The sequence below is a fragment of the Cellulomonas humilata genome, assembly GCF_030814415.1.
GTDB classification, from domain to species: domain Bacteria; phylum Actinomycetota; class Actinomycetes; order Actinomycetales; family Cellulomonadaceae; genus Cellulomonas; species Cellulomonas humilata_A.
In genome coordinates, this window is sequence record NZ_JAUSVB010000002.1 from 726,199 (window position 1) to 743,681 (window position 17,483).

The 17,483-nt window shown below is 71.9% G+C and carries 18 protein-coding genes and 1 other RNA gene; 10 read left to right on the top strand and 9 right to left on the bottom strand.

The window, feature by feature from the left end:
• Positions 1-58: 58 nt before the first annotated feature.
• The 4 genes from J2X26_RS09345 to J2X26_RS09360 are packed head-to-tail and all read left to right on the top strand — an operon-like array spanning position 59 to position 3,680.
• A complete protein-coding gene (locus J2X26_RS09345; RefSeq protein ID WP_307491674.1) occupies positions 59-931 on the top strand; it encodes an MOSC domain-containing protein in 873 nt (290 codons plus the stop codon).
• Positions 932-941: 10 nt separating this feature from the next.
• Positions 942-2,111, top strand: coding sequence for a Nif3-like dinuclear metal center hexameric protein (locus tag J2X26_RS09350; RefSeq protein ID WP_307491676.1), 1,170 nt, complete (start codon positions 942-944; stop codon positions 2,109-2,111).
• Between the two features lie 34 nt (positions 2,112-2,145).
• Positions 2,146-2,892 (top strand): zinc ribbon domain-containing protein, encoded by a 747-nt coding sequence (locus tag J2X26_RS09355; RefSeq protein WP_307491678.1) that lies wholly within the window; start codon positions 2,146-2,148, stop codon positions 2,890-2,892.
• A 44-nt stretch (positions 2,893-2,936) separates the two neighbouring features.
• Positions 2,937-3,680: a histidine phosphatase family protein gene (locus J2X26_RS09360; protein WP_307491680.1), complete on the top strand. Its 744-nt coding sequence runs from the start codon at positions 2,937-2,939 to the stop codon at positions 3,678-3,680.
• A 4-nt stretch (positions 3,681-3,684) separates the two neighbouring features.
• On the opposite strand, the gene J2X26_RS09365 is transcribed toward J2X26_RS09360, so the two are convergent.
• Complete coding sequence (locus J2X26_RS09365; protein WP_307491681.1) at positions 3,685-4,836, bottom strand: SLC13 family permease; 1,152 nt, start codon at positions 4,834-4,836, stop codon at positions 3,685-3,687.
• Between the two features lie 18 nt (positions 4,837-4,854).
• Positions 4,855-5,634, bottom strand: coding sequence for a YaaA family protein (locus J2X26_RS09370; protein ID WP_307491683.1), 780 nt, complete (start codon positions 5,632-5,634; stop codon positions 4,855-4,857).
• 47 nt (positions 5,635-5,681) lie between these two features.
• Here J2X26_RS09370 and J2X26_RS09375 point away from each other — a divergent pair, with 47 nt between their 5' ends.
• Complete coding sequence (locus tag J2X26_RS09375; protein WP_307491685.1) at positions 5,682-6,065, top strand: tautomerase family protein; 384 nt, start codon at positions 5,682-5,684, stop codon at positions 6,063-6,065.
• Here the strand turns inward: J2X26_RS09375 and J2X26_RS09380 are convergent.
• Positions 6,047-6,337, bottom strand: coding sequence for a LuxR C-terminal-related transcriptional regulator (locus J2X26_RS09380; protein WP_307491686.1), 291 nt, complete (start codon positions 6,335-6,337; stop codon positions 6,047-6,049). The two genes, J2X26_RS09375 and J2X26_RS09380, sit on opposite strands and share 19 nt — an antisense overlap.
• A gap of 70 nt (positions 6,338-6,407) precedes the next feature.
• Between J2X26_RS09380 and rnpB the strand changes: the two genes are divergently transcribed.
• The 3 genes from rnpB to J2X26_RS09395 all read left to right on the top strand — a co-directional run bounded on the left by rnpB (position 6,408) and on the right by J2X26_RS09395 (position 8,989).
• Positions 6,408-6,789: RNase P RNA component class A (gene rnpB / locus J2X26_RS09385), an RNA gene on the top strand.
• A gap of 328 nt (positions 6,790-7,117) precedes the next feature.
• The gene (locus tag J2X26_RS09390) at positions 7,118-8,479 is read left to right on the top strand and encodes a hypothetical protein (protein ID WP_307491688.1); all 1,362 of its coding nucleotides are present in this window, start codon (positions 7,118-7,120) and stop codon (positions 8,477-8,479) included.
• 60 nt (positions 8,480-8,539) lie between these two features.
• Positions 8,540-8,989 carry a GatB/YqeY domain-containing protein gene (locus J2X26_RS09395; RefSeq protein ID WP_307491690.1) on the top strand — a complete coding sequence of 150 codons (450 nt, stop codon included), beginning with the start codon at positions 8,540-8,542 and terminating at the stop codon, positions 8,987-8,989.
• Here J2X26_RS09395 and J2X26_RS09400 read toward each other — a convergent pair.
• From J2X26_RS09400 to map, 6 genes are all read right to left on the bottom strand, one after another.
• Positions 8,982-9,866: a hypothetical protein gene (locus J2X26_RS09400; protein WP_307491692.1), complete on the bottom strand. Its 885-nt coding sequence runs from the start codon at positions 9,864-9,866 to the stop codon at positions 8,982-8,984. The two genes, J2X26_RS09395 and J2X26_RS09400, sit on opposite strands and share 8 nt — an antisense overlap.
• A gap of 71 nt (positions 9,867-9,937) precedes the next feature.
• Complete coding sequence (locus J2X26_RS09405) at positions 9,938-10,348, bottom strand: VOC family protein (protein WP_307491694.1); 411 nt, start codon at positions 10,346-10,348, stop codon at positions 9,938-9,940.
• Between the two features lie 40 nt (positions 10,349-10,388).
• Positions 10,389-10,688 carry a DUF6191 domain-containing protein gene (locus J2X26_RS09410; protein ID WP_307491695.1) on the bottom strand — a complete coding sequence of 100 codons (300 nt, stop codon included), beginning with the start codon at positions 10,686-10,688 and terminating at the stop codon, positions 10,389-10,391.
• A 5-nt stretch (positions 10,689-10,693) separates the two neighbouring features.
• Entirely contained in the window at positions 10,694-11,500 is an 807-nt protein-coding gene (locus J2X26_RS09415) for an MBL fold metallo-hydrolase (protein WP_307491696.1), read from the bottom strand.
• Positions 11,466-12,242, bottom strand: a complete 777-nt coding sequence (ppgK, locus tag J2X26_RS09420; protein ID WP_307491697.1) for a polyphosphate--glucose phosphotransferase — start codon at positions 12,240-12,242, stop codon at positions 11,466-11,468. The genes J2X26_RS09415 and ppgK overlap by 35 nt, the downstream gene beginning before the upstream one ends.
• Complete coding sequence (gene map, locus J2X26_RS09425; RefSeq protein ID WP_307491698.1) at positions 12,239-13,111, bottom strand: type I methionyl aminopeptidase; 873 nt, start codon at positions 13,109-13,111, stop codon at positions 12,239-12,241. The genes ppgK and map overlap by 4 nt, the downstream gene beginning before the upstream one ends.
• Before the next feature lie 80 nt (positions 13,112-13,191).
• Between map and J2X26_RS09430 the strand changes: the two genes are divergently transcribed.
• Positions 13,192-13,365 (top strand): SPOR domain-containing protein, encoded by a 174-nt coding sequence (locus J2X26_RS09430; protein WP_307491699.1) that lies wholly within the window; start codon positions 13,192-13,194, stop codon positions 13,363-13,365.
• A gap of 162 nt (positions 13,366-13,527) precedes the next feature.
• Positions 13,528-17,481, top strand: a complete 3,954-nt coding sequence (locus J2X26_RS09435) for an eCIS core domain-containing protein (protein ID WP_307491700.1) — start codon at positions 13,528-13,530, stop codon at positions 17,479-17,481.
• Positions 17,482-17,483: the final 2 nt, after the last annotated feature.

Consider the following 17,483-nt stretch of genomic DNA (forward strand, 5'->3'; position numbering starts at 1 on the left):
ACGAGGAGTGCGGGGGGTCGGTGCCGAGCCGGCGCTCCTCGGTTGTTAGGGTCCGAGCATGTCGGAGCCAGCCCTCGTCGTCTCGGCGCTCACCGTCTTCCCGGTGAAGTCGTTCGCCGGTACCCCGATGACGTCGATGGACGTCGAGATCGCCGGCCCGCGGGGCGACCGCCGGTGGATGGTCGTCGACGAGCACGGCTCGACGCTCACCGCTCGCAGCCACCCGCGCATGCTCGCCGCCCGGGCGACGAGGTACGACGGAGGGGTGCGCCTCCGTGCCGACGGCCTGCCGACGCTCGACGTGGGCGAGCCGTCCGGGCCGCCCGACGTCCCGGTACAGCTCAAGCGCCTGGACACCGCGACCCGCGCGGGCGACGAGGCCGACGCGTGGGTCTCGGACCTCCTCGGTCAGCACGCGAGCCTGGTCTGGCTCGACGACCCGGCCCGCCGGGGGATGGCGGAGGCGCACGGCGGGACGCTGGCGGACCCGCTCGCCCTCACCGACACCGGACCGGTGCACGTGACGACGACGGCGTCGCTCCGTCGACTCGACGCGTGGGCCGCCGAGCTGCACGACGAACGGGTCGCTCGTGCCCTCGAGAAGGGTGACCCCGAGCCCGCGCCCCGCACGGCTCTCGACATGCGCCGGTTCCGCCCCAACCTGGTGGTGGACGGTGACCTCGAGCCGTTCGTCGAGGACGGCTGGGCCACGCTCGTGGTCGGGGACGTCGAGCTGCGGTTCGCCGACCACTGCGGGCGGTGCGTCCTGACCACGATCGACCCGGACACGCAGGTCAAGGGCAAGGAGCCCCTCGCGTCGTTGGCGCGGCACCGACGTCGCGACGGCGAGGTGTGGTTCGGCATCCAGATGGTCCCCGTGCGCGGCGGCGTCGTCACGGTCGGCGACGGTGTCCGGACGTCGGACCGGTAGCGTGCGGCACGTGAGCTCACCGGTCCTGGCGGATGTCGTTCGGCTGCTCGAGCGCCGCTACCCCCCGTCCACGGCCGAGTCGTGGGACGCGGTCGGCCTGGTCACCGGCGACCCGTCCCAGCCCGTGCGCCGCGTGCTGTTCGCGGTCGACCCCGTGGCCACCGTCGTCGACGAGGCGACCGCCTGGGGGGCTGACCTCGTCGTGACGCACCACCCGCTGCTCCTGCGGCCCGTGCACTCGATCGCCGCCACGACGTTCAAGGGCGCCCTGCTGCACACGCTGGTCCGCACCGGCACCGCCCTGTACACCGCGCACACCAATGCGGACGCGGCAGCCGGGGGAGTCAACGACGCCCTGGCCGCGGCGCTCGGGCTCGTCGGCACGGTGCCCCTGGACCCCGCCCCGGCAGAGTCCCTGGACAAGCACGTGGTGTTCGTCCCCGTCGCGGACGCGGAGCGCCTGGTCGACTCACTCGGGGCCGCGGGCGCAGGTGCGATCGGCGACTACACGCGGTGCGCGTGGACGTCGACCGGCGAGGGGACGTCCACCCCGTCCGAGGCTGCGTCGCCCACCGTCGGTTCCGCCGGGGAGGCGTCGCGCGTCGTGGAGGCGCGCGTCGAGATGGTCGCCCCGCGTCGTCTGCGCTCGTCGGTCGTCGCCGCCATGCGTGCCGCGCACCCGTACGAGGAGCCGGCGTTCGACGTGCTCGAGCTCGCGTCCTGGCCCGGCTCGACGGGCACCGGCCGCGTCGGGACGCTGGGGGAGCCGACGACGCTGCGCGCGTTCGCGGCCGCCGTTGCCGCCGCGCTGCCGGCGACCGTCCAGGGTGTGCGGTTCGCGGGCGATCCCGACGGTCGGGTCGAGCGCGTGGCTGTCGTCGGTGGGTCCGGCGACTCGTTCTTCGACGCCGTGCGTGCGTCGGGCGTCGACGCCTACGTGACCGCCGACCTGCGCCACCACCCAGTGTCGGAGCTGCGCGAGCGCGCCGACCACGAGGGCTCATCCACGCCCTACCTCGTCGACGTCGCGCACTTCGCCTCCGAGTGGCCCTGGCTCGCCTACGCGGCCCGCGCCCTGGAGCAGGACGCCGCTGCTGCGGGGACTACGGTGGAGACCCGCGTCAGCACGGTGAGCACCGACCCGTGGACGGGACGCGTCGCGAGCCCGGAAACCGCATGAAGCCTGACCCCACAGCACCGCCGGAAGGACACCCGTGACGACTGCACCCGCAGCGGACCAGCGCCGACTGCTCGACGTCCAGGCTCTCGACACCCGCCTCGACCAGATCGCCCACAAGAAGCGCACGCTGCCGGAGCTCGCGCGGCTGACCGAGCTGGGCTCGCAGGTCACCGACCTGCACACCGCCCTCGTCACGTCCCAGACGGCGGTCAGCGACCTGCAGCGCGAGCTGCGCAAGGCGGAGGCGGACGTCGAGCAGGTGCGGGTACGTGCTGCGCGCGACCAGGCGCGGCTCGACTCCGGCACCGGCAGCCCCAAGGACCTGCAGGCGCTGCAGAGCGAGCTGGGCACCCTCGGGCGTCGGCAGGCCGAGCTCGAGGAGGTCGAGCTCGACGTCATGGAGCGGCTCGAGGCCCACGAGAAGGCGCTCGCCGAGGTCACCACGGCGCACGAGTCGCTCGCCGAGAAGCGTGCCGGGGTGGAGGCGGAGCGCGACGCCGCGTACGCCGCTCTCGACGCCGAGGCCGAGACGGTCCGCGCCGAGCGTGCGACGGCCGTCGACGGCCTGGACGGCGGGCTGGTGACGCTCTACGAGCGGTTGCGCGCCCAGCTGGGCGGCAAGGGTGCCGGTGCCCTGCGCGGGCGTCGGTGCGAGAGCTGCCGGCTCGAGCTCAACCCGCTGGACGTCGAGGCGATCGTCAAGTCCCCTGAGGACCAGGTGGCGCGTTGCGAGGAGTGCGGTCGCATCCTCGTTCGCATCCCGGAGCCCGCGAAGGGCTGAGCCGCAGGTCGCGCGTCCGGCGGGAGAGCGACAGACTGCGAGTCGTGAGCGACGCCGCTGAACCGCTGGAGACCAACGCTGCCGACCCTGCGGGACGGGCGCCACGACCGTCCGGCGCCGGCGTCCGGTTCGACGAGGAGCAGCCGGTCACGGTCGTGCTCGTCCGGCACGGCCAGACGACGATGACCGTCTCGCGCGGGTACTCCGGGTCCGGTGAACCCGGGCCGCCCCTCGACGAGACCGGTCTGCGGCAGGCGCGTGACGCCGCGAACCTCGTCGACCGCGTCGGACGCGACCTGTGGGGCGACATCCCGTACCCGAGCGAGATCATCGTCTCGCCCATGGTCCGCACGCAGCAGACCGGTGCGATCATCGCCGAGAGGCTTGGGCTGCCCATCCGGACGGACGCCACGTTCCAGGAGGCGAACTTCGGGGAGTGGCAGGGGCTGACCGCCGAGCAGATCGAGGAGCGCTGGCCCGGTCAGCTGGAGCCGTGGCACACCAAGGCCGACCTGCGGCCGCCCGGCGGCGAGTCGATCGAGGACGTGGGGCGCCGGCTGCAGCGCGGCCTCGACGGGTTGCTGGCCGAGGGCGTCGACCGGACGGTCGTCGTCGTGAGCCACGCCGTCTCCATCCGCGCCGCCCTCGGGGTGACCATGGGCGCGCAGCCGTCGTCGTGGAGCCAGCTGCGGGTCGCGCCCGCGTCCGTGAGCATCGTGCGCCTCTTCGCAGACCGCCGCGACGAGATCGCCGTGGTGGGTGTGCCGAGCGAGGGCTGGTCGTCCTGACCGGTCAGCTCGTGGCGACGAGCGCGAGCGTGGCCGCGACCACCGTCAGCGGGGCGAGCAGCAGCCCCTGACGCACGATCGTGCCGGCCGGGACGTTGAGCATCACCGTGCGGCACCGCTGCCACCACAGGACGGTCGCGAGCGAGCCCCACGGCGTGATCAGCGGCCCGACGCCGGTGCCGATGAGCAGCGCCGCGAGCCGCAGCGGGTCGGTACCGGCGGCCGGCTCGAGCGCGAGGTAGGCGGGCAGGTTGTTCATCGCGTTCGACGCGAGCGCGCCCGTGGCGGCCACCTGCAGGAGCGCGCCCGGACCGTTGCCGGTGCCTGCTGCCTGGGCGAGCAGCGTGCCGAGGCCCTGGGCATGGGCCGTGGCGACGACGACGAAGAGACCGAGGACCACGAGCAGCGTCCGCCACGGCACCAGGTCGCGCGCCGGCACGGGCAGCTTCTGGTGCCGGGCGAGCGTCACCGCGAGCAGCACGACGGCCACGACGATGGCGGTGGGTGCGGTCGGAGCGCCGACGACGAACGCGACCGCCAGCACTCCGACCGCGACCGCGGACACGACGAGCAGGGTCCGGTCGCGCACAGGGTGCGGCGGGCCGGGGTCGTAGGAGCCGCCGAGCGACCGCCGGTCCCGCACCGCCAGGACGGCAACCGTGACCAGGATCGCCGCCAGCGCCGGTGCCCACATCAGCCCGAGGTACCCGACGCCGTCCGCGCGCAGGAGGTGGTCGGCCAGCAGGTTGGTGAGGTTGGAGACCGGCAGGACGAGCGACGCGGTGTTGGCCAGCGCGAGCACCGCGAGCGCGAACGGCAACGGCGGGGTGCGCGTGTGCCGAGCGAGGGCGATGACGACCGGCGTGAGCAGCACGGCCGTCGTGTCGAGCGACAGGACCGCGGTGCTCACGGTTGCCAGCACGACGATGAGCCCCCACAACGCCCAACGACGACCGCCCGCCACCCGCGAGGCCAGCCCTGCGGCGGCGTCGAACAGGCCCGCACCGGCGCACATCTCCGCGACGACCGTCAGGGCCGCGACGAAGACCAGGACCGGGAGAGTCCGCTCGGCCAGGTCCCGGGCGTCGTCGGCGGGCAACGCACCGGTGACCAGCACGAGCACGGTCACGACGACCGCGACGAGCCACCAGGGCACGTGCCGACGGCGGGCCACTCAGGCCACGACGAGCTCGAGCGTCCGCGCACCACGCGTCGGCGGACCGAGCTCGACGGCCAGCAGGGCGGAGCCGACGAGCTCGGCGGCGACCCGGGCCAGCCCCTCGGCGTCCTGCGGCGCGCGGCCGCGGCGGGTCAGCAGGTGACGGGTGAGGACTCCACGCGTGTGCTTCGCGTTGTGCGAGACGACCGAGCGCTTGCCGTCGAGCTCACGGAGCACGCGGACCTGCACCCAGTCGGACGACCGCGGCGGGTGCCACGCGGCGAGGTACGTCGCGGACCGGCAGTCGACCACCAGCTCACCGTCGGCACGCGCGTCGAGCTCGACACCGAGCGCACCGCGCCACGCACCGGGCAGCGACCCGATGCCGGGCAGGTGCGTGCCCATGGACAGGCGGTAGGCGGGGATCAGGTCGTCCGGCGCGACGAGCCCCCAGAGCCCGGAGACGATCCGCACGCTCTCCGCCGCGCGCGCACGGCCCGTCGGCGTGAGCCGGTCCAGGCCGGCCGCCGCGTAGAGCACGCCCGAGTACACGTGCTTCGCCTCGCGCGTCGGGGCGCTGCGCAGCTGCACGTTCCGCGCGATCTCGGCATCGAGGCTGGCCCCGACGCCCAGCACCTGCAGGGCGTCGGTCGACGCACTGACCTCGATGAGCGCGTCCAGCACCTTCTCCCGCACGGGGAACAGGTCGGGTGACGAGAGGCTGGAGAGGTCGAGCTGGGGGCCGCGGGCGCGCGGCGGCGTCTTGCCCTCGGAGGGCGGCAGGAGCACGAGCACGCCTGAACTGTAGGCTCCGCGCCACGGTGCAGCGCGAGGAGGACCAGATGGCGCACGTGAAGATCTACGGCCGACGTGACGTCTGGCAGGACCGCCGAGGGTCCGTGTCCGACGCGGTGCACCGGGCGCTCACCGGGACCTGGGGCCTGCCCGCGGACAAGCGGTTCCACCGCTTCCTGCTCCTGGACGCCGACGACCTGGTGGCGCCGCGCGGCAAGGACTACCTGGTCGTCGAGATCCTCTGCTTCACGGGCCGCACGCGCGAGGCCCGGCGCGCCCTGATCGCCGCGTTCTACGACGACGTCGCTCCCACGCTCGGGCTCGCCCTCGACGACCTCGAGGTGATCATCATCGAGAGCCCGCCGGAGAACTGGGGGATCCGCGGCGTCTCCGGTGACGAGCTGTCCCTGACCTACCGCGTGGACGTCTGAACGGACGGCCGCGGCAGCTCCATCAGCCGCCGCCGGGACTGCTCCACCTCGGGCAGCCCCAGGTCCGTAGGGACAACCCCGCGGTCGCGACCGGCCGCCAGCGCCGACTCACGATCCGTCACGCCGAGCTTCATGTAGATCGACCGGACCTGCGACTTCACCGTGTTCCGGGTGACGTACAGGGACGCCGCGATCTCGCTCAGCGTCAACGGCAGGGCCAGGTGCGCGAGGATCACTCGCTCGCGCCGGGTCAGTGCGTGTGTGGTGTCCATGCCCGTGGTTCGGCGCCGAGCGTGAGACGGATGGGTGGGACCTGCCGCCGAGTATGCTGGCGCGCGCGGATGAGTCAGTCAGGCGGCCGCGTCGAGCCCTCGGGCTCGCCGAGGAACGTCCGGGCTCCGCAGAGCAGGGTGGTGGGTAACACCCACCCGGGGTGACCCGCGGGACAGTGCCACAGAGAACAGACCGCCCGACCGGTCCGCCGGTCGGGTAAGGGTGAAACGGTGGTGTAAGAGACCACCAGCGTGCCGGGCGACCGGTGCGGCTAGGTAAACCCCACCCGGAGCAAGGTCAGACAGGGAGCGTTCGAGGGCTGCTCGCCCGAGCTCCCGGGTAGGCCGCTGGAGGCGTACGGCAACGTGCGTCGTAGAGGGATGGCCGCCACTCGCGCAGTGCGGGCAACCGCGCGCGAGGACAGAACCCGGCGTATCGACTGACTCATCCGCCTCTTGGCCGTCTGATGTGCGAAGACGCTCGCAGACTCCTCGAGCGCGCGCGAGCAGCGCCTCCCCGGACCTAGGTCCCAGATGACGCCTCCCCGGGCACGTCAGACTTGACGTGATCCAGCGCTGAGGTGTCGTCGCTGGTCGGAACACGTCGGCAGAGCGTTGTCGTCGACTCGCGCCCTGGTCGCTGAGTCGGACGCCCGAGGGCTCCTCGCGGAGCCGGACGCTCATCGACGAACCCCACGTCACCACGGCTGCTCGCGAGTTGTACCGCGTCCTGGGCAGCGTCGATCGTCCGCGCTGCGCGGACACGCTGAAGGGAACCACATGCTCAGAAAGACCCTGGTCGTGCTGGGGGCGAGCCTTGCCCTCGTGCTGGGCACGGGGGGCGCGGCGCTTGCTGACGAGCCCGTTGCAGCCCCGCCGGCGGACATCTGTGTCCCGTCCGAGGGATCGCCTGCCGTCGAGACGACGTACAAGCTGGTCCCGAACCCGGACTACGTCCCGGGCAAGCCGGGTGCGCACCACCCCGCCGAGACCCACGAGGAGACGGTCGCCGACCAGCGCTACTCGTGGAACCCGCAGGGTGCGCAGGACATCGCGCCGGCCTGGCCGACGCCCGCCCAGGGCAAGTGGACCGCGAACACGTCGACGTACCACGAGGGTGACCCGATCGGTGTCGTGTGGTTCGAGAGCAAGGGCGGCGACACCGGCGCGTACTTCTACTGGACGACCACGACGGTCACCGTCGAGGACACGGCCGCGTGGGACGAGGACCCGGTGCCGCCGCAGGGCGAGCCGACGCTCCGCGTCGTGGATGTCCAGGGTCACGACGCCATCGCCGCCGTGACGTGTGATGCGGCCTCGCTGCCGACGTCCGGCATCGACATCCCGACCTGCGAGGTTCGCGACGTGCTGCCGCTCGGCACCAACCTCGACACGCGAGGGTGGGTGCTGAAGCCCAACAGCGGCTCCGCGTATGTCGAGGGAGGTCTGCGCCTGGACGGCACCGTCGGTGCCGGTTCGGCATGGGCTCGGCTCGACCTGCCGGCCGGGACGCATCTGTCCGACATCGCCGCGGGCCTGGGCACCGACCTGGTCTCCTCGTCCGGGATCTGGTGGGGCGGCGTGCTCATCGAGGGCGGCGACCTGTCGGCGCAGCTGCACTACGACGGCGACGGGCGCTTCTGGACCTCGCAGCAGGGCGTCCTCCCGGACGCCTCGCTGAAGGGCGGCTACTACGAGTCGTACGACCTGGCGGCTGACGCCCTGGTGGACCCGACCGTCGGATCGGTGCGCATCTACGTCAACGAGGGACAGTCGGCCGTCGTCGGCAGCCAGGACCTCGGCTGCAGCACCCAGCCGTTCGCCTACGAGGCTCCGCGCACGGAGCTGCCCGGTACTCCGCGCCCGGAGCTCCCCGGGACTCCGCGCCCGGAGCTCCCCGGGACACCGCGCCCAGAGCTGCCCGGAACTCCGAATGCCCCGGCGACGGTCGACGAGGTCCTCGCCGCGGACAGCGACGCCTCGGCGGAGTTCTACTCCGAGGTGCTCGCTGCGGACGGCTCGACCTCGGCCGAGCTGGCGGACACCGGGAGCGACGGCGTGGCGATCACGCTGGGTTCCGCACTGCTCCTGGTGCTGTCCGGCCTCAGCCTCACGGTGATCCGTCGGCGGGCGACCCGCTGATCGCGGCGGCCCGGCACATTCCGGCTGTGCCGGTCGCCGGTCGCAGGGCACGATGGCTCCATGAGCACCCTCGACCAGCTGACGTCCGACCTGACCACCGCCATGAAGGCCCGCGACACCGAGCGCACGGGCATCCTGCGCCAGATCATCGGCGCGGTGCGCTTCGAGGCGAAGGCCGGCACGGTCGAGAAGGAGCTGTCGGAGGACGACGTGCTCAAGATCCTGGCGCGCGAGGTCAAGAAGCGTCGCGACTCGGCGCAGATCTACACGGACGCGGGGGCGCCGGAGCGTGCCGCGACGGAGACCGCCGAGGCCGACCTCATCGAGACCTACCTGCCCGCGCAGCTGTCCGACGACGAGCTGCAGGCACTGGTGACCGCGGTGATCGCCGACGTCGGCGCCACCTCGATCCGGGACATGGGTGCGGTGATGAAGGAGGCGGGCGCGCGCGCCGGTGCGTCTGCGGACGGCAAGAAGCTCTCGACGCTGGTGCGCGCCGCGCTCAGCTGACGGACGCGGGGAGCGACTCGTAGGTGCGGCCCGACAGCATCGACGCGACGTCGGAGGTCCATGGCAGTGGCGGCTCGGGCATCACCACGAGCCACGAGCCGTCCCGGTCGAAGAACCGCAGGTCGCCGTCGAACGCGTAGGTGTCGCGCACGTGCACCCCCAGGTCGGTCACCGTGAACGTCAGGTTGAACAGCCACGCGGCCGGGTCCTGGATCCGGGCGTCGCTGTCGAGGTCCCGGGACGTCCACAGCCGCATCCAGGTGACGCTGCGGGACTCCCGTGCGGGGACGACGAGCGGATGCCCGGGCAGCAGGTCCAGCTCGCCGCCGGCGGGCTCGATGACGTTGACCTGAGCGACGCCGTCGGACACGTTCTCGAACCAGATGGTCAGGGCCGTGCGGAACGCGTACGTCTCGTCGCGCCCGACCTGGAGCTGACCGGTCAGCTGGCGCCACCGGTCCTGTCCGCCGGTGGTGAGCTGGCAGAACTCGAGCCCGGGCCTGCCCGGGGTGCCGGAGCCCTCGGGGAACGCCCGGGCGACGATCGTCGGGGCGAGCACGTCGAGCCGCGCCTCCTCGAGCATCCGGCGCATCCGGTGGGACTCGGCGCGCTGCCGGTCGGCGTCGGCACGTGCGCTCTGCGCCTCCTGCTGCGCGAGCGCGATGGCGTCGCGGGCGATCGCCACCTGCTCGTCGAAGACCTTCGTCTGCCTGTTGGTGGCGTCAGCGAGCCGCTTGGACCGGCGGGCGGCTCTGCCCGCGACGATCCAGGCGCCCAGGGCGGCAACGAGCGTCAGGACGGAGATGGCCAGCGGGGCCCACTGCTCCCAGTCCTGCCAGACGACGTCCCCCAGGACCGGTAGCTCGACGCTGATCATTCAGGGAAGGTACCGACCGATTCGTCCGAATTCGACGCTGACGCGCCACCGTCACCCGTGCGGGGGAACGATCAGGAGCCGGACGCCTGCGCGGCGAGGGCTGCGGCGAGCTGGTCGGGGGTGCTGCGCAGCAGGCAGAACTCGTTGCCCTCGGGGTCCGCCAGCACGTGCCAGGGGACGTCGCCCTGCCCGATGTCGACGCGGGTCGCGCCGAGCGAGAGCAGGCGGTCGAGCTCGGTGGGCTGGTCGGAGCCGTTCGGCGGACGCAGGTCGGCGTGCAGGCGGTTCTTGGCGACCTTGGCGTCGGGGACCTTGATGAACAGCCAGCCGGTCGCGGCGCCGTCGGCGGGTTGGATGGCGATCTCGTCGTCATCGTCGGCCGGTTCCCAGACGAAGGACCACCCGAGGACGTCTCGCCACCAGCTGGCGAGGGCGCGGGGGTCGGCGGCGTCGATCGTGAGGTGGGAGACCACGGGTGTCATGCAGGGCACGCTAGGGGCGAGCACCGACACGCGCGACCCGTTACTTCGGCGACGGACCCTGGTCCAGACGGACGACGCCCGAGTCGAGGTCGAGCCGCCCGGCCGCGTCGCCGGTCTGCTTGATGTCGAGCTGCTGGCGGTCCTGCTCGGCGGTGAGGTACTCGCGGTTGGGCTGGAACACGTCGACGAGCGCACCGAACGCCCCGGCGCCACCCACGGCCCCGGTCCGGCGGCGCTCGCGTGGACGACGGCGGTCGAACCAGCCGCGGGCCATCATGCGGTCCACCGCGACGAGCATGAGCACGAGCGTGACGACCGCGCCGGCGATGAGCCATCCCATGCCGGTCATCGTCCCACGGCTGCCTGCTGCGCGGCGTGGGCGGCGGCGGTCCAGGGCGTGCTGCGCCGCCCGTCGGGGGTGTCCGCACCGGCGACGAGCCCGGTCAGGTAGGCGCGGTCGGCGGCGGCACGTCGGCCGAGGTCCCGTCCGACCTGCCCGTGCCCGGGGACGACGACCTCGGCGCCGGTGGCCTCCAGCAGCGCGAGCGCGCGCAGGTAGTCGTCGACGGGGTACTCCGCAGACAGGTCCAGCAGCGGGATCTCGATGTCGGAGAGCATGTCGCCCGCCACGAGCACGGCGGTTCCGGGCAGGAAGAGGGCGGTGTGCGGTCGCGCGTGCGCGGCGTGGACGAGGACCTGGATGGTCGGGCCGGGCCACTCGAGCACACCGGGGGACTGCTCGGGATACGCCGTCGCCGCCGCGGCGATCGGGGCCGGCGGTCCATCGTTCCGGGCGAGCTCGGGGTCGGCGTCCCGTTCCGCGGCGAGCGTCTCGCGATCGGTGGCGGGGACGCCGGCCGACCAGCGGGGCAGGTGCGCGAGGGCGGGACCGTCGAGCACGTGGTCCCAGTGCGCGTGTGTCGACCACACGGCGACGGGCGTCCAGCCGCGCGCGCGGACCGTCGCGGCGAGGCCGTCCACCTCGGGAGCGGTCAGTGCAGGGTCGACGACCAGGCACGACCCGTCGGGGCCGACGACCACGGTCGACGTCGTCGAGTAGACCGCGCTCGTCGTGACGTGGACCCCGGCGGCGACCTCGACGAGGTCGCGCAGGACGTCAGCCGTGAGCCTCTGCCGCCAGCGCGGCGGCACCCACGATGCCCGCGGCGTTGCGCAGCTCCGCCGGGACGATCTTCGTGCGGATGTCGAGCAGCGGCAGGAAGTTGGCGTGGTGCTTGCTCACCCCGCCGCCGACGACGAAGAGGTCGGGCCAGAACAGGTTCTCCACCACGGTGAAGTAGCGCTGCAGGCGCTCCGCCCACTGCGCCCAGTCGAGGTCCTCCCGGTCCCGCACGCTCTCGGCCGCCCGCGACTCCGCGTCGTACCCGTCGATCTCCAGGTGCCCGAGCTCGGTGTTCGGCACCAGGTGCCCGTCCACGATCAGCGCCGAGCCGATGCCGGTGCCCAGCGTCACGACGAGCACGACGCCCTGCACGCCCTTCGCGGCGCCGTACTGCACCTCGGCGAACCCGGCGGCGTCCGCGTCGTTGACGGCGAGCACCCTGCGGCCGGTCGCGTCGTGCACCGCCTTCTCGACGTCCGTGCCGATCCACGACTTGTCGACGTTCGCCGCGGACTGCGCGACGCCGTGCAGGATCACCGCGGGGAACGTCACGCCGATCGGCACGTCCTTGCCCAGGTGGAACGAGTCGACGACCTTCGCGACCGTCGCCGCGACGGCATCGGGGGTGGACGGCTGGGGCGTGGGGATGCGCAGTCGGTCCGCGGCGAACTGTCCGTCGGCCAGTGACACGGGGGCGCCCTTGATCCCGCTCCCGCCGATGTCGACGCCGAAGGCTGTCTCGGGGGACTTCTTGTGCTTGTGGTCGCTCATGGCAGGGTCAGGATCTCCGCTCCGGTGTCGGTGACCAGCAGGGTGTGCTCGAACTGCGCGCTGCGTCGGCCGTCGGCCGTCAGGACGGTCCAGTCGTCGTCCCACATGACCCAGTCGGGGGTGCCGAGGTTGAGCATCGGCTCGATGGTGAACACCATCCCCGGTTCGATGAGCGTGTCGTAGGCGGGCGCGGCGTCGTAGTGGGGGACGACGAGCCCGGTGTGGAAGGCGGGGCCCACCCCGTGCCCGGTGTAGTCGCGGACGACGCCGTACCCGAAGCGTGCCGCGTACTTCTCGATCACGCGGCCGACCACGTTGATCTCGCGCCCGGGGACCACCGCCTTGATCGCGCGGGCGAGCGACTCCTGCGTGCGCTCGACCAGCAGCCGCGACTCCTCGTCGACGTCACCCGCCAGGAACGTCGCGTTGTTGTCGCCGTGCACGCCGCCGATGTAGGCGGTGACGTCGATGTTCACGATGTCGCCGTCCTCGACCACCGTCGAGTCGGGGATGCCGTGGCAGATGACCTCGTTGACCGACGTGCACAGCGACTTGGGGAACCCGCGGTAGCCGAGCGTCGACGGGTACGCACCGTGCTCGACCAGGAAGTCGTGCCCGATCGCGTCCAGCTCGTCGGTGGTGATGCCGGGGGCGACGTGGCTGCCGACGAGCTCGAGAGCCTGCGCGGCGAGACGGGCGGCGACGCGGACGCGCTCGATCATGTCGGGGTCGAGGACGTTGCTGCCCGTCCACCGCGCCGGGCCGGGCCGGCCGACGTACTCGGGACGGGCGATTGCCGACGGGACGGACCGGCGAGGGCTCAGCGTGCCCGGGACCAAGGCGGATCGTGGCGCGTGGACGGGCGGCATACCTGGCAGTCTACGGACAGGAGGGCATCGCGGCCGGTCAGCAGCCATCGGCACCGGTGCCCCGAGGAAGGGAGACCGCCGTGGCGGACAAGTACTGGTTCAACACCGAGACCCACGAGGTCGAGGAGGGCCGGCAGAGCGACTGGACCAAGCTCATGGGGCCGTACGCGACCCGCGACGAGGCGACGCACGCCCTGGAGAAGGCGCGCAGGCGCAACCAGGACTGGGAAGCGCAGGACGAGGAGCAGTCCTGAGCCGCGGTGCCCCAAGACGCACCGTGAGCTGCCCCGAAGGGCAGCCGCTCGGGCGGTGATGCCCGTCGCAGGGTCGGAGTCGGGCCTCGATGGGCTATGACGGGTGGATGACCGGGCAGCCGTCCGAGCGCGCCGGCAGCGACCCCCTGGGCGGGTGAGGTCGTGCCGACGACGCTCGCGCGCGAGGTGGTCCAGGAGCCGGAGCGGCGGCACCGGGCCGCGGCCGTCGGCACCCCCGCAGCGCGCCAGCCCGTCGGTGCGGTGCACTCGAACGGGGAGCTCGCACGGCTCGCGCGCGCCGGTGGCTCGCCGCCCAACGCCGCCCTGCACGCGTGGAGCAACCGCGTCGCCCGGGCGAGCCTGGCCGTCACGCACCCGGACGACCCGGTGGAGCGCGAGGCTGAACGGGTCGCCTCCGACGTCGTGCACCGGCGGACGGTCGTGGCGCAGGCCGCGGCACCGGCGGACCCGCCGATCGGCCGCTCGCGGTCGGATGGCGATTCGGCACCCGGGGCGCGCGCAGCCCGTGACCCCGCCACCGGACCGGCGCCTCCGGTGCCGGCGGCAGAGGCCGGGTCGGTCGTCGAGCACGCCGAGGAGATCGCCGAGGGCGGTCAGGTCGAGGTCCCGCAGAGCGTGGCGTCGCTCATCGCGAGCCCGGGCACCGGCGTGCCGCTGGAACCCGGCGTCCAGGCCCGGGTCGCGCCCGTCCTGGGGGCCGACCTCAGCAGCGTCCGCGTCCACCAGGGCCCCGACGCGAGCGCCGCCGCCGCGGCGCTGCAGGCGCGCGCCTTCACCGTGGGCGCCGACATCTTCCTGGGCGAGGGCGAGTCGGCGACGGACCTCGAGCTCATGGCGCACGAGTCCACGCACGTCGTGCAGCAGCAGGCCGTCGGCGTGTACCGCGTCGAGGTCGCCCGCCTGTCGCTGGGCACCGTCATGCCCGACTGGCTCATCCACGACATCCAGTCGATCCCCGGGTACTCCGTCGTCAGCACCGTCATCGGCAGCGACCCGATCACGGGCGAGTCGGCCGCGGAAGGCCGGCAGGGGTTCGTCGAGAAGCTGCTGACGTTCGGCCCGTTCGGCGCGGCATCAGGACCCGTCCTGCAGGCCGCGAAGGTGCTCGACGACGTCTTCACGATGCTGTCCGAGGGCCTCGAGAGGCACAACCTGACCTTCGCGCGGGTGCTCGCCGACCTCGACAGCGCCTGGGAGGAGATGTCGATCACCGAGGGCGTCGACTTCAACCTGGCGATCGCCCGCCGGTACCTGTCCGCCATCGTCAACGACGTCAAGGCCTTCCTGAGCGAGATCGCGGACGCCGTCATCGCCAAGGTCCGGTCCGTCCTCGCGGCCGTCGCGGAGCCGCTGCTGGAGAAGGACAGCATCGCGCCGTACTGGAGCCTCGCGAAGAAGGTCCTGCACACCAACCCCCTGACCGGCGAGGACGTCCCGGCCACCACCGTCGAGATCCTCACCGAGTTCCTCAAGGTCATCGGCCAGCAGAAGGTGCTGGACCAGATGACCGAGCGGGGCACCCTGCAGAAGACCGCCGACTGGGTCGACTCGAAGATCGACCAGTTCAAGGGCATCGTCGGTCAGGTCGCCGCGCTGCTCGAGCAGGCCGGCGCCGCGCTGAGCCCGGCCAACCTGCCGAACCTGCTGGACACGTTGCCCGCACTGGCCGACCAGGCGTTCTCGATCATCAAGCAGATCGGCGACTTCGCGAAGGACGTCATCGCGCAGGTGCTGGTCCTGGTCAAGGACTCGCTGCTCGCGTGGCTCTCGTCGTACGCGAAGAAGATCCCCGGCTACGAGCTGCTGACCGTGATCCTGGAGAAGGACCCGTTCACCGGCGACGCGGTGCCGCGCACGGCCGAGAACCTGATCAAGGGGTTCATCCTCCTGCTGCCCGGCGGCGACGGGATGTACGCCAAGCTGGCCGAGTCGGGCGTGATCGCGAACGCCGCCGGGCGGATCACGTCGGCGATGACCGAGCTGAACATCTCCTGGGCGCTCATCACCGACACGTTCCTCGGCATCTGGAACCTGGTCACGCTCGAGTCGCTGCTGTCTCCGATCGAGACGTTCAACAAGATCCTGGACCAGTTCGGGGACCCGCTCGAGCGGATCATCCGGTTCGCGGCCGTCGTGATCCAGGTGGTCGTCGAGCTGATCCTGCGGCTGATGAACTTCCCGCCCGAGATCTTCGGGCACATCCTCAGCCAGGTGGAGTCGGCGATCGACGACATCAAGCGGGATCCGGTCGAGTTCCTGCTGAACGTCGTCGAGGCGATGAAGCAGGGCTTCAGCCGGTTCTTCGACAACATCCTCGAGCACCTGCTCAAGGGGCTGGCCGCGTGGATGTTCCGGGGCCTGAAGTCCCTCGGCATCGAGACCCCCACCGAGCTGACGCTCGAAGCCGCCATCACCCTGGTCATCCAGGTGTCCGGCGTGACGGTGGAGCTGCTCTGGCAACGCCTCGCCGCGAAGATCGGCCAGGAGAAGGTCGACAAGATCCGGGCGGCGCTCGAGCTGGCCGGCCAGGCGTTCGACTTCATCAAGGACGTCCAGGAACGCGGCATCGAGGCGATCTGGGACAAGATCAGCGAGCAGCTGAGCAACCTGTGGGACCTGATCTTCGACGCGGCGAAGTCGTGGATCATGAAGGAGATCGTCAACAAGGCGATCGCGAAGGTCCTGTCGATGCTGGACCCGACCGGCATCATGGCCGTCGTCAACTCGTGCATCGCGTTCTTCAAGGCCGTCCAGTCGGTCCTCGACTACATGCGCGAGCTGCTCGAGCTCATCGACTCCTACGTCTCGACCGTCGCGCAGATCGCCAAGGGCAACGTCGGACCCGGCGCCGCGATGCTCGAGACCGGACTGGCCAACGCCGTCCCGGTCGCCATCGGGTTCCTCGCGAACCAGGCGGGCCTCGGGGACGTCCCGGAGCAGGTCAAGCAGATCATCATCGACCTGCGCGCCAAGATCGTGGAGGCCATCGACTGGCTGATCGACAAGGCGGTCAGCCTGGCGCAGAGCGCGCTCGCCGCGCTGACGGGCGCCGACGACGACGCGGATGTCACGTTCGACGGAAAGTTCGACGTCGGTCCGGAGCATCACGACATCACCTTCGAGAAGGGCAAGAAGGAGCTGCACGTGCACTCCGACGGCGACGTCAACATCTCCGCCGCCGTACCCGACGCGATGGCGCTGGTGAACGTCATCCTCGACCTCCTCGTGGCCGACGTCACCCCGGACAAGAAGAAGAAGCAGGCCGAGGACATCAAGGTGAAGATCGACGAGCTCAAGGCGATGCTCAAGGCACATCCCGAGCTGTGGGCCTCGATCACGGATGCGCTCGGGCATGCACCGAACATCGGCTGGAGCGGGCCGTACTCGTCGAAGCCGCCGGGATGGCAGGCGCCCTCGAACGGGCCCAAGGACCAGCTGCGCATGCCCTACTGGGAGATGACGGGCGAGCACGTCGTGCCCGACATGCTGGTCGCCCACTACCTGACGAGCCTGACTCTCGCGCCGACCGACAGCCTCGAGTACGGCCAGATGGAGGTCATCCAGATCTACAAGGGCGCCGGCGACATCAAGACGAACGATCCGACGACCTCGGACGGCAAGAAGAAGGTCGACGACCACGCCGCCAGCCGCGAGCTCAAAGAGAGGCTCGACGCCCTGAAGGGTCCGGTACCCGATCCTGAGGCAGCCGCCGAGCCGGGAGAGCCGCTCGCCGGCGACCTGGCGCACGACGCCGACGAGGAGATCGCCGCGGCATTCCGCGAGGCGGCGGACCTGGCCATCGCGCGGACGGTGAAAGCCGTCGAGACGGAGGGCGAGGGAGCGATCAAGCCCGAGCTGAAGAAGGCGAACAAGGACGTTCGGGGCGGACCCGTCCAGCCGGACGCCGGGGCCATCTCCGCCACCGTGGCGAAACAGGTCGCGACGATCGAGTCGTTCCGCAAGAAGGACGAGGCCAAGCGGCGGGAGGCCTTCAAGATGTGGGAGAAGCAGGCGCAGGCGAAGGCCGCCGCGAGCAAGAAGCGCAAGGCCGAGAGGGCTGCCGGGGCCGTCGGAGGCGAGCCCGCCGACGAGTGACG